Origin of the sequence: Mycobacterium sp. E2699 (genome assembly GCF_001666745.1) — a bacterium.
Taxonomy (GTDB): domain Bacteria; phylum Actinomycetota; class Actinomycetes; order Mycobacteriales; family Mycobacteriaceae; genus Mycobacterium.
The window spans coordinates 149,479-160,110 of record NZ_LZJH01000143.1 but is presented as its reverse complement, the minus strand read 5'-3'; the positions used below and the strand labels follow the sequence as shown (position 1 = coordinate 160,110).

The 10,632-nt window shown below is 69.9% G+C and carries 10 protein-coding genes and 1 pseudogene; 10 read left to right on the top strand and 1 reads right to left on the bottom strand.

Translation table 11 applies throughout. The annotated features are described in order from the left end of the window. Nucleotides 1–279: 279 nt before the first annotated feature. The 10 genes and pseudogenes from A5696_RS27840 to A5696_RS24345 all read left to right on the top strand — a co-directional run. Nucleotides 280–387 (top strand): annotated as a pseudogene (locus tag A5696_RS27840) (Hsp20/alpha crystallin family protein); the annotation flags it as partial. Beyond that, the gene (locus A5696_RS24385; protein ID WP_067883539.1) at nucleotides 384–2,423 is read left to right on the top strand and encodes an erythromycin esterase family protein; all 2,040 of its coding nucleotides are present in this window, start codon (nucleotides 384–386) and stop codon (nucleotides 2,421–2,423) included. The pseudogene A5696_RS27840 and the gene A5696_RS24385, both read left to right, overlap by 4 nt. 23 nt (nucleotides 2,424–2,446) lie before the next feature. Then, nucleotides 2,447–3,430: a 1-phosphofructokinase family hexose kinase gene (locus tag A5696_RS24380; RefSeq protein WP_255382913.1), complete on the top strand. Its 984-nt coding sequence runs from the start codon at nucleotides 2,447–2,449 to the stop codon at nucleotides 3,428–3,430. Between the two features lie 74 nt (nucleotides 3,431–3,504). After that, nucleotides 3,505–4,275: a universal stress protein gene (locus A5696_RS24375; RefSeq protein ID WP_067883538.1), complete on the top strand. Its 771-nt coding sequence runs from the start codon at nucleotides 3,505–3,507 to the stop codon at nucleotides 4,273–4,275. A gap of 16 nt (nucleotides 4,276–4,291) precedes the next feature. Continuing rightward, a complete protein-coding gene (locus tag A5696_RS24370) occupies nucleotides 4,292–5,101 on the top strand; it encodes a universal stress protein (RefSeq protein WP_067883537.1) in 810 nt (269 codons plus the stop codon). Between the two features lie 100 nt (nucleotides 5,102–5,201). After that, on the top strand, nucleotides 5,202–5,864 hold the full coding sequence (locus tag A5696_RS24365) for a response regulator transcription factor (protein WP_067883564.1): 663 nt from the start codon (nucleotides 5,202–5,204) through the stop codon (nucleotides 5,862–5,864). A gap of 272 nt (nucleotides 5,865–6,136) precedes the next feature. Beyond that, complete coding sequence (locus tag A5696_RS24360; RefSeq protein ID WP_197517068.1) at nucleotides 6,137–7,789, top strand: GAF domain-containing protein; 1,653 nt, start codon at nucleotides 6,137–6,139, stop codon at nucleotides 7,787–7,789. Nucleotides 7,790–7,877: 88 nt separating this feature from the next. Then, nucleotides 7,878–8,426 carry a GNAT family N-acetyltransferase gene (locus A5696_RS24355; protein ID WP_067883563.1) on the top strand — a complete coding sequence of 183 codons (549 nt, stop codon included), beginning with the start codon at nucleotides 7,878–7,880 and terminating at the stop codon, nucleotides 8,424–8,426. Then, entirely contained in the window at nucleotides 8,414–9,292 is an 879-nt protein-coding gene (locus A5696_RS24350; RefSeq protein ID WP_067883535.1) for a universal stress protein, read from the top strand. The genes A5696_RS24355 and A5696_RS24350 overlap by 13 nt, the downstream gene beginning before the upstream one ends. A gap of 8 nt (nucleotides 9,293–9,300) precedes the next feature. Beyond that, nucleotides 9,301–9,669, top strand: a complete 369-nt coding sequence (locus tag A5696_RS24345; RefSeq protein WP_067883534.1) for an STAS/SEC14 domain-containing protein — start codon at nucleotides 9,301–9,303, stop codon at nucleotides 9,667–9,669. 128 nt (nucleotides 9,670–9,797) lie between these two features. On the opposite strand, the gene A5696_RS24340 is transcribed toward A5696_RS24345, so the two are convergent. Then, the gene (locus A5696_RS24340) at nucleotides 9,798–10,607 is read right to left on the bottom strand and encodes a universal stress protein (protein WP_067883533.1); all 810 of its coding nucleotides are present in this window, start codon (nucleotides 10,605–10,607) and stop codon (nucleotides 9,798–9,800) included. Nucleotides 10,608–10,632: the final 25 nt, after the last annotated feature.

Genomic DNA, 10,632 nt, shown 5'->3' with positions numbered 1-10,632 from the left:
GACCTCGCAATCGGATGACCACGCGGCATAGCAACCTCCAAAATCAGTGGATGTTGCGTTGACCGTATGAATCCGCGTCGACGTTTTTCGCGCCGGCGTCGATCTCGATGCGGGGAGCCGACGAACGGCCCGCAACGCCGGGACTTCCGTCCCTACCGCCCGTCACGGCCGGCTGGTCGGATGGAGCTGTCAAACGCTGTCACAGCCAGTCATCCCGAGTTCCAGGAGACGCCCATGAGCACCCTTTCTGTTCGGCGCCGGCCGAGGTCGCTCTTCCCCGAGGCCACCTACGACAAGGGCATCCTCACTGTCTCCGTGGGCGTTTCGGCGGCGAAGCCGGCCGAACGGCGCGTCCAGGTCCGCTCGGCCGAATCGACCGCACCATGACCAGGGCAGCTGACGCCACCCGTCGCTCGCCGCGGCGCGTATTCCGCGACCGCCGCGAGGCCGGTCGTGTGCTGGCATCCCTTCTCGGCGCCTACCGCGACCGGGGGGACGTGATCGTGCTGGGCCTGGCGCGGGGCGGGGTCCCCGTCGCGTGGGAGGTGGCGGCCGCCCTGCACGCCCCCCTCGACGCGTTCATCGTGCGCAAGCTCGGCGCCCCCGGCCACGAGGAGTTCGCGGTCGGCGCGCTGGCGAGCGGGGGCCGCGTCGTCGTCAACGACGACGTGGTGCGCGGCCTGCGGATCACGCCGCAGGAACTGCGCGCGATCGCCGAACGCGAAGGCCGCGAGCTCATCCGCCGCGAGGCCGCCTACCGCGACGGGCGCCCGCCCATCGAGGTGGCCGGTAAGACGGTGATCCTGGTCGACGACGGATTGGCCACCGGCGCAAGCATGTTCGCGGCGGTGCAGGCCCTGCGGGAGGCCGAGCCGGCTCACATCGTGATCGCCGTGCCCGCGGCGCCCGAGTCGACCTGCCGCGAATTCGCCGCCCTCGTCGACGATGTGGTGTGCGCGTCGATGCCGACCCCGTTCCTCGCGGTGGGGGAGTCGTTCTGGGATTTCCGCCAGGTCACCGACGACGAGGTTCGACAACTGCTGTCCACCCCGACCACCGAGGCCTCCGTGAGCCGGCCCGCGGCGTCGACACCGGCCGAGGTGGTCCGCGCCGTGGCCATCGACGCGCCGCAGGGCCTGCCGCCGCGGGAAACGCTGGAGGAGCTCATCGGCGACGCGCGAGTGGTGCTGATCGGCGAAAGCTCGCACGGCACGCACGAGTTCTACGAGGCGCGGGCCGCCATCACCAAATGGCTGATCGAGGAGAAGGGCTTCGGCGCCGTGGCGGCCGAGGCCGACTGGCCCGACGCCTACCGCGTCAATCGCTACGTGCGCGGCCTCGGCGACGACAAGAGCGCCGATGAGGCCCTGAGCGGATTCGAGCGCTTCCCGGCCTGGATGTGGCGCAACACGGTCGTCGGCGATTTCGTCGACTGGCTGCGCGCCCACAACCGGTTGCACGAGTCGGACGGCCGGCAGGCCGGCTTCTACGGGCTGGACCTGTACAGCCTGCACCGGTCGATCGGCGAGGTGATCGCCTACCTGGACAAGATCGACCCGAAGGCGGCCGTGCGGGCGCGGGAGCGCTACGGCTGTTTCGACCACACCTCGGCCGACGATGGTCAGGCGTACGGCTTTTCGGCTGCATTCGGCGCCGGCCCGTCGTGCGAGACGGAGGCGATCGAGCAGCTGGTCGAGATCCAGCGCAACGCGCTGGCCTACGCGCGCCGGGACGGGCTGCTGGCCGAGGACGAACTGTTCTACGCCGAGCAGAACGCCCAGACCGTGCGCAACGCGGAGGTGTACTACCGCGCGATGTTCAGCGGGCGGGTCACGTCGTGGAACCTGCGCGACAAGCACATGGCGCAGACGCTCGAGGCGCTGTTGAACCATCTGGATCGCCATAGCGATACGCCGTCGGCCCGAATAGTGGTGTGGGCGCACAACTCCCACGTCGGGGACGCGCGGGCGACCGAGGTCTGGCAGGACGGCCAGCTCACCCTGGGACAGCTCGCCCGCCAGCGGTACGGTGACGACTCGCGCCTCATCGGGTTCAGCACGTACTCCGGCACCGTCACCGCCGCCAGCGACTGGGGCGGGGTCGCCGAGCGCAAGGTGGTGCGTCCGGCGCTGGGCGGCAGCATCGAGGAACTGTTGCACGAGACCGGCAGGAGCGCGTTCTTCGTGTCGGCGCTCATCAGCCCCGAGGCCGCCGACCCGCTCAGCGCGGTGCGGTTGGGCCGTGCCATCGGGGTCATCTACCGGCCCGAAACGGAACGGCAGAGCCACTACTTCCACGTCCGGCCGGCCGACCAGTTCGACGCGATGATCCACATCGACCAGACCCGAGCGCTCGAGCCGCTGGAGGTGACGAGCCTGTGGATCGCCGGCGAGACGCCCGAGACGTATCCCACCGGCCTGTGACCGCGGCAGCGACGACGGGAGCGATCGTGCAGACGCCCACCAGCCGTCCGCAGATCGTCACGTTGACCATGAACCCGGCGCTCGACATCACCACGAGCGTCGACGTCGTGCGCCCGACCGATAAATTGCGCTGCGCCGCAACCCGTTACGACCCGGGGGGCGGCGGCATCAACGTCGCACACGTCGCCTCCGTGCTCGGCGGGTCGGTGTTGGCGGTCTTTCCGGCGGGCGGGTCGACCGGTGGGCTGATCGCGAAGCTGCTCAGCGACGAAGGCGTGCCGTTCTGGCAGGTCCCGATCGCCGCGGCGACGCGGGAAAGCTTCACCGTCAACGAGAGCAGCAGCGGCGAGCAGTACCGGTTCGTGCTGCCGGGGCCGCAGCTGACGTTGCGCGAACAGGCGCGCTGCCTCGAGCAACTGCGGACGGTGGCGAAGTCGGCCGAATTCGTGGTGGCCAGTGGCAGCCTGCCGCCGGGCGTGACCGCCGACTTCTATCAGCGGGTCGCCGACATGTGCCGGCAACTGGGCGTCCGCCTCGTCCTGGACACCTCCGGCGGCGGCCTGCAGCACGTCTCCTCCGGGGTGTTCTTGCTCAAGGCGAGCGTGCGGGAACTGCGGGAATGCGTGGGCCGCCCGCTGGTCACCGAAGCCGAGCAGCTCGAGGCCGCACGCGAGCTCGTCGACAGCGGTCGCGCGGAAGCTGTGCTGGTGTCGCTGGGACATCACGGCGCGCTGCTCGTGACGGGCCATGGCGCCCAGCGCTTCTCGGCGATTCCGATGCCGGGCGGTAGCGGTGTGGGGGCCGGCGACGCGATGGTCGCCGCGATCACCGTCGGACTGTGCCGCGGCTGGCCGCTGGTCAAGGCCGTTCGGTTGGGGATCGCCGCCGGAGCGGCGATGCTGACGACGCCCGGAACGGCCGCCTGCGGCCGGGCGGAAGTGGAGAAGCTGTTCGCGCGCACGGCCGAACCGTGCGACGTCGCGATTGACGAACGGCTTCCCAGATAAGGCCAAACGACCCCTGTCCGGCGAGTGGCGGCGCAATAGCCTGACATCAGGAGTCGAACCAGTCAGGAGCCGACATGAACCAGCTGGACGCCAAGTCGGTGGTCGTGGGCATCAACGGCTCACCCGCCGCGGTGAACGCTGCCAAGTGGACGATCGAGGAGGCGCTGAGCCGGCAGCTGCCGCTGCGCCTCGTCTACGTCGTCGCTCGCCGCGGGGCGGAAACCGGTTCGGCGCCCATCTCCGAGTGGGAACTCGAGCGCGCCGAAACGGCGCTCGCCCAAGCGGAGTGCGCCGTGCAGCGCGCGAAAAAGCCGGTCGAGGTCGAAACGGCAATCCTGTCGGGCGATCCCGGGCAGGTTCTGATCGACGAATCCCAGCACGCCGCGCTGATCTGCGTCGGCACCTCCCGGCGGGGTTGGGCGTCCGACGGATTGCTCGGGCCCACGGCCACCGCGTTGGTGGCCGATGCGCAATGCCCGGTCGCGATCATCCGCACCAACCCGGACGGCACGCCGACCGAGCTCGGGGTGATCGCCGTGGTGCTCAACGACGAGCCGGACAACGACGAGGTGGTGCACGAGGCCATGGAACAGGGCCGGCGCCGCCACGCCACCGTGCGCCAGATCGATCGGCGGCTGAACAGTTGGGTCCGGCGCTACCCGGACGTGCACGTCCAGACCGTCGCGGCGGGCACCGGGGTGCACACCGGCGAAAAGCACGGTGGCGCAATCGGATTGGCGGTGGTGGGCAGCGCCGACGCCGCCGAGATCGCCGGGCTGGCCACCCCGAACTGCCATCCGATCGTGGGTTACCCCGACTGTTCCGTGCTGGTCGTCCGCCACTAGAGCCCGGGCAACGTCCATGACAGGGCTGGCCATGCCGAGGTCGATCGTGGTGGGCATCGACGGCTCGAAGGCGGCGGTCGGGGCGGCGCTCTGGGCGGTTGACGAGGCCGTGAGCCGTGACGCGCCCCTGCGCCTGCTCTGCGCGGCCGAGCGGGGTAACGCCGACGCCGCGCAAACGTCGCTTCGCCGCGCGGGCAAGGCGATCGAGGCCGCGGGCAAGGCCGTCAAGACCGAAACCGAAGTCGTGTCGGGCCCGGCGATCGGGTCTTTGATCGGCGCGTCGGCGTCGGCCGCCATGGTGTGCGTCGGCGCGGTCGGGTTGCGGCACTTCCAGCCCGGCCGGGTCGGTTCGGTCGCCGCCGCGCTGGCGATCTCCGCGCGGTGCCCCGTCGCGATCGTTCGGGCCCGCGACGGCCGCCCCCCCGGGGATTCGATCGTCGTCGAGCTGGACGGCTCGCCCGACAATGGTGTCCTGCTGGGCGCCGCCATCGAGGAGGCCCGGCTGCGCAACGCCGCCCTCCGGGCGATCATCTGCCGTCCGCCCGCGCCGGACGACAGGGGGCTGCCCGAGGGCGAGCGCCGGGCGCTGGCCGACCTGGACCGCCGGCTCGCGCGGTGGAAGCGCCGCTACCCGGAGCTGCGGGTCGAGTCGCTGGCGGTGCACGGCGGCCTGCTCGGATACCTCGCGTTGCGCCGGTCCGTCGGGCTGGTGGTGGTCGGCGCGCGCAACCGTCAGCGGGTGGACGAACTCGTCGGGCCTTCCGGCAGCGCCGTGTTGCACGGCGCCGACTGCTCGGTGCTGGTCGTCAATCAGCAACACCTGTGAGCCCGGGCGGGGACGGACCCAGGCGAGGACGGAATTGTGGGATATTTGAGTCGATGGCTTCATGACTGTCGCCTCATCCGTCCAGCAGAAAGAATTCGTCATGGTCAAGGTCTTCCTCGTCGACGACCACGAAGTCGTTCGGCGCGGCCTCGCCGACCTGCTTGCATCGGATCCGGAGCTGGAAATCGTCGGCGAAGCCGGTTCCGTATCGGAGGCCAAAGCGAGAATCCCGGCGCTGCGGCCCGACGTCGCCGTCCTCGACGTGCGCCTTCCCGACGGAAACGGCATCGAACTGTGCCGCGACCTGGTGTCCGACATTCCGGACCTGCGGTGCCTGATGCTGACGTCGTTCACCTCCGACGAGGCGATGCTCGAGGCGATCCTGGCCGGCGCCAGCGGTTACGTCGTCAAAGACATCAAAGGGATGGAGCTGGCCCACGCGATCAAAGAGGTCGGCGCCGGTAAGTCCCTGCTGGACAACCGGGCTGCCGCGGCGTTGATGGCGAAGCTGCGTGGCACGGCGGAACGCGAAGACCCGCTGTCCGGGCTCACCGAGCAGGAGCGCACCCTGCTCGGGCTGCTCAGCGAAGGGTTGACCAACCGGCAGATCGCCGCCCGGATGTTCCTCGCCGAGAAGACGGTGAAGAACTACGTCTCACGTTTGCTGGCCAAATTGGGCATGGAGCGGCGGACGCAGGCCGCGGTGTTTGCCTCCAAGCTGGACCAGGGGTCGGGCCGCTCCACGGAGGCGCCGCCCGGCTGATGCTGGCGCGGCCGAGGCGCCCATAGGGTTTGCTGCGGGCCGCGCTCTTGTGCGCCGGCGGCCACTCGGCGCCGAGCCGTTGATGTTGGGTGCCAGACCCACGAAGGGCTAAGCTGACCGCAGGCATCTCGCGTCGCTCACTTCGAACGCATCGGCTTGCCCGACGTAAGCTGCCCCATCGCTGAAGGCGTCGTGGAGGTACAGGTCGGGTGGCCAGCGACGAACGCGGCTCGGCGTTTGCCGGGCTGGGCCAACGCGAGCTGGTCAGCAGGATGCACGCCCAGCTCGACGAGTTGCTGGCTGCCCGCGACCAGATGGAGCACCTGCTCCGCGTCTTCGTGGACATCAGTGGTGACGTCGGTGACCTCGACGCGACGTTGCACCGGATCATCGCCGCCGCCAGGGAGCTGACGTCCGCCCCGTACGGCGCGCTGGCCATCCGCGACCCCGACGGCAACCTGCTCAGGTTCATCCACGAGGGGATGGACCCCGACACCGTCAAACGGATCGGGCACCTGCCCGTCGGCAAGGGGCTGTTGAGCCTGTCGCTGCTCGACACGCCGGCGCTGCGCGTGGACGATCTGACCGCCCACCCGGCGGCCGTGGGGTTTCCCGAGCACCACCCGCCCATGCGGGGATTTCTCGCTGTGCCGATCACGATCCGCGGCATGGTCTTCGGCAACATCTACCTGACCCACGTGGACCCGGGGCGGGTGTTCTCCGAGTCCGACGAGGTCGCCGCCCGCGCGCTGGCGTTCGCAGCCGCGGCCACCATCGACAACGCGCGGCTGTTCGAGCGCGAGCGGTTGTCGGTGAAGTGGATGGAGGCCAGCCGCGAGATCACCACCGCCCTGCTGTCCAGCGCCCAGCCGCACCGGCGCCCGATGCAGCTGATCGCCGAAAGCGCGCGGATCCTGACCGGCGCCGAACAGGCGATCGTGCTGGTGCCCGCCGACTCGGACGCGCCCGACGACGAAACCGACACGCTGGTGGTCTCCGCAGCGGTGGGGTTGCACGCCGAGGAGGTGATGGGCCGGCGGGTTCCGGTGGACAAGTCCAGCAGCGGCGAGGTCTTCCGCACCGGCAAACCGCTGATCACCGAGTCGTTGCGCTACCCGATCCAGGCCTTCACCGACGTCGGCCAGCGCCCCGCGATCCTGATGCCGCTGCGCGCCGACGAACGGGTAGCGGGCGTGATCGCGATCGCCCGCGCCGCCGACCAGCCGCCGTTCGACGAGAGCTACCTCGACCTGGTCAGCGATTTCGCCACCCACGCCGCGATGGCGCTGGTCCTGGCGTCGGCCCGCGACGACTCGCGCCAGCTGACCATCATCGCCGAGCGCGAGCGCATCGCGCACGATCTGCACGACCACGTCATCCAGCGGTTGTTCGCCGCGGGAATGGACCTGCAGGGCACGCTGGCCCGGACGCGTTCGCCGGAGGTGGCCGAGCGGCTCAACCGCACCCTCGACGACCTGCAGACCATCATCGAGGAGATCCGCACGACCATCTTCCAGCTGAAATCCCCGTTGGGGAAGAACGGCGACTTCCGGCAGCGGATCCAGCAGGTGGTCGCCGACCTGACCGAAAATCGCGAGATCGTCACGACGATGCGCCTGCACGGACCGATGACCGCCGTGGGAGGTGGGCTTGCCGAGCACGCCGAAGCGGTCGCCGCGGAGGCCGTCAGCAACGCGCTACGGCACTCCGGTGCGTCGCGACTGACCGTCGAGGTGGAGGTCGCCGACATGTTCATCCTCGACGTGACCGACAACGGTTGCGGCATCCCCGCCGGTAACTCGCGCCACAGCGGCCTGGCCAACATGAAACACCGGGCCGAGCAGCTCGGCGGCAGCTGCGAGATCAGCAATCCGCTGGAGGGCGGCACCCGGGTGCACTGGGTCGCCCCGCTGACCGACCAGTAACCGGGCCGCGCGGCCGGGACCAAATCCGCCGCTTAGGGGTCCAACGGCCCCTGCCCAACCGCCCCCGCGACGAATAACGTCGGTGATCATGGGCGACCAAGGGGTGGAATTCGCGGCTGCGGCGTCGCTGCTCGACGGGCGGGTGGTGTCGTTGCGCCGGCTGGGCGCCGATGACGCAGCGGCCGTGCTGGCGCTGCACCAGCATCTCTCCGACCACGACCGGTACTTCCGGTTCTTCACGCTGCAGCCGGTCGAGCTGGCCGACCTCGTCGACAAGCTGACCGAGCCGCCCGACGGGATATGTGCGCTCGGCGCGTTCGACGGCGACCGGCTGATCGGCGTGGCCCACTATGTCCTCGTCGAAGAGGAGCCGAAGGCCGCCGAGTTCGCCGTCGTCGTCGCGCATGAAGACCATTCGCTGGGCGTGGGGACGGCACTGCTCAAGCAGCTGGGCCGGGTGGCCCGGCTGCACGGGATCGGGCGGTTCGTCGCCGACGTCCTGGGCGAGAATCACCTCATGCTGATGGTGGTGTACGACCTGGGCTGGCGTTGTGAGCCGGCGGGCTACGGATCGGTGCGTCACCTGGAGATCGAGCTGCCCGACATGAGCGACGAGGATGCGAAATGTCAGACGTGACAACGAAATTCGGAGTGCTGGTGTGCGTCGACGGGTCGACGGCATCCGACACCGCCGTGGCCTGGGGAGCGCGCGAGGCCATCATGCGCAAGCTGCCCATCACGTTGATGCACGCCGTAGAGCCGGTGGTCGTCGGCTGGCCGGAGGGTCGACTGTATGCCGAGATGCCCGACTGGCAGCGCGACGACGCCCAGCGCGTCATCGATCAGGCCCGCAAGGCGCTGAGCGCGTGCGTGGCAGGGGCCGCGCCGCCCGAAATACGCACGGAGGTGGTCTATTCCGGCGTGGTGCGGGCCCTCGCCGAAGCCTCTAAGGACGCCTGGGTGATCGTTGCCGGCAGCCAGGGCCTGGGTGCGTTGGGTCGCCTGCTGCTGGGCTCGGTCACGACCGGACTCATTCACTACGCGCACTGCCCGGTCGCGGTCATCCACTCCAGCGAGGGTCCGGCCCCCGACGCCGCCGCACCCGTCCTGCTGGGCGTCGACGGATCGCCCGCGTCGGAAGCCGCGACCGCACTGGCCTTCGACGAGGCCTCGCGCCGCGGGGTGGGGTTGCGCGCGCTGCACGTGTGGAGCGACGTCGGGGTGTTCCCCATCCTCGGGATGGACTGGCGCGACCGGGAGCGCGAGGGGCAGGAGATCCTCGCCGAACGCCTCGCCGGCTGGCAGGAACAGTATCCCGATGTGCACGTCGAGCGATTGCTGTTCTGCGACAAGCCGTCCCGGTGGCTGCTGCAGGAGTCCGAACGCGCCCAACTCGTCGTGGTCGGTAGTCGCGGGCGCGGGGGATTTCCCGGGATGCTGCTGGGATCGGTGAGTTCCGCGGTGGCGCAATCGGCACGCGTTCCGGTGATCGTGGTCCGTTAGGAGAACAAATGATCGAACTGTTGGAGGACATGCCGCCGGGGGTGACCGGCATCCGCGTGTCGGGCCGGTTGCGGGGGGACGAGCTTCGCCACTTCAGGCCCGCGATCGAAGAGATGCTGAACGCCGGCGAGGTCAGGATCGTGGAGGTGATCGCGTCGGACTACGAGGGCTTCGGGGTCGGAGGATTCGCCGAGGACATCAAGCTGGGGTTCGGCATGGTCTTCTCGCATCATTCGGCGTTCAAGCGGATCGCGATCGTGTCCGACAAGGACTGGGTCGGTCATGTCCTGCATGCGCTGGCTTGGATGATCCCCGGCGAGGTCGCCGTGTTCGGGCTGGACGAGCTCGACCGGGCCAAGGAGTGGGCCGCCGGCTAGGCCGGGCGGCGATCGCGAGCGCGGCGAAGCCGGGCGAAGTCGGGTCGCCGCCAATAGGCCGGGCGGCGATCGCGAGCGCGGCGAAGCCGGGCGAAGTCGGGTCGCCGCCAATAGGCCGGACGCCTCCGTCAGCTGCGCACGACGAGCACCGAGCATCCGGCGTAACCGGAGAGGTTCGGGCCGGTTGAGCCCACCATCCGGGCCACCTTGTCCGCGTCCTCGCTGCCCACCACCGTGAGTTGCACGGATTCCTCTGTGTGGGCGAGGAACTCGGCGGGACCGCGCCGCGCGGCGGCGGGCATGACGTGAACCTCGGGATACCGCGACACCCAGGGTCCCAGCCGCTGCTCCAGCTGGCGGTACGGGATCTCGCCCAACCCCCACCGCCACACGCCCAGCGCCAGGATCGGGGCCCGGCGCAGCCGCGCCTCGCGGAAGCCGTGCTCGAGCACCGCGTCGTTGGCCGGCGAATCGTCGACGACGACGGCGACCCATCCGGGGTCCGATTTCCGGCCGCTGCTACGAACGATGGCCACCGGGCATTGCCCTTTGCGGGCAACGGCATCGGCGGTCGAGCCGAGTATCTTTCGGGCGATGCGGCCGATGCCCACCGAGCCCACGCACACCAGCGCCGCGCGCCGTGATTCGTCGACCAGGATGCCCTCCGGCGACCCGCGCACGATGTCGCATTCGACCTTGACCGGCTGGCCCGCGGCCTGCAGCGCGGCGTCGGCGTCGCGCAGGGACGCCTGGGCGTACCCGAACTCCATGCTGTCGTCGTCGGTTCCATCGACGGGTCGGTCAGGGATGGCATGAACCAACCGCAGCGGGACATTCCGGCTGATCGCCTCCGCGATCGCCCACTTGGCCGCGTTGATCGCCGCCTGTGAGCCATCGATACCTACGACGATCCGCGCGGGTGGCTGCGGCTGATTCATGATTCCTCCCGATCCGAACGGCCGG

What these genes read in the sequence shown, in the direction of transcription:
- A5696_RS24385 (WP_067883539.1), top strand. Translation starts at nt 384, where the DNA reads ATGACCAGGGCAGCTGACGCCACCCGTCGCTCGCCGCGGCGCGTATTC.
- A5696_RS24375 (WP_067883538.1), top strand. Translation starts at nt 3,505, where the DNA reads ATGAACCAGCTGGACGCCAAGTCGGTGGTCGTGGGCATCAACGGCTCA.
- A5696_RS24370 (WP_067883537.1), top strand. Translation starts at nt 4,292, where the DNA reads ATGACAGGGCTGGCCATGCCGAGGTCGATCGTGGTGGGCATCGACGGC.
- A5696_RS24365 (WP_067883564.1), top strand. Translation starts at nt 5,202, where the DNA reads ATGGTCAAGGTCTTCCTCGTCGACGACCACGAAGTCGTTCGGCGCGGC.
- A5696_RS24360 (WP_197517068.1), top strand. Translation starts at nt 6,137, where the DNA reads ATGCACGCCCAGCTCGACGAGTTGCTGGCTGCCCGCGACCAGATGGAG.
- A5696_RS24355 (WP_067883563.1), top strand. Translation starts at nt 7,878, where the DNA reads ATGGGCGACCAAGGGGTGGAATTCGCGGCTGCGGCGTCGCTGCTCGAC.
- A5696_RS24350 (WP_067883535.1), top strand. Translation starts at nt 8,414, where the DNA reads ATGTCAGACGTGACAACGAAATTCGGAGTGCTGGTGTGCGTCGACGGG.
- A5696_RS24345 (WP_067883534.1), top strand. Translation starts at nt 9,301, where the DNA reads ATGATCGAACTGTTGGAGGACATGCCGCCGGGGGTGACCGGCATCCGC.
- A5696_RS24340 (WP_067883533.1), bottom strand. Translation starts at nt 10,607, where the DNA reads ATGAATCAGCCGCAGCCACCCGCGCGGATCGTCGTAGGTATCGATGGC.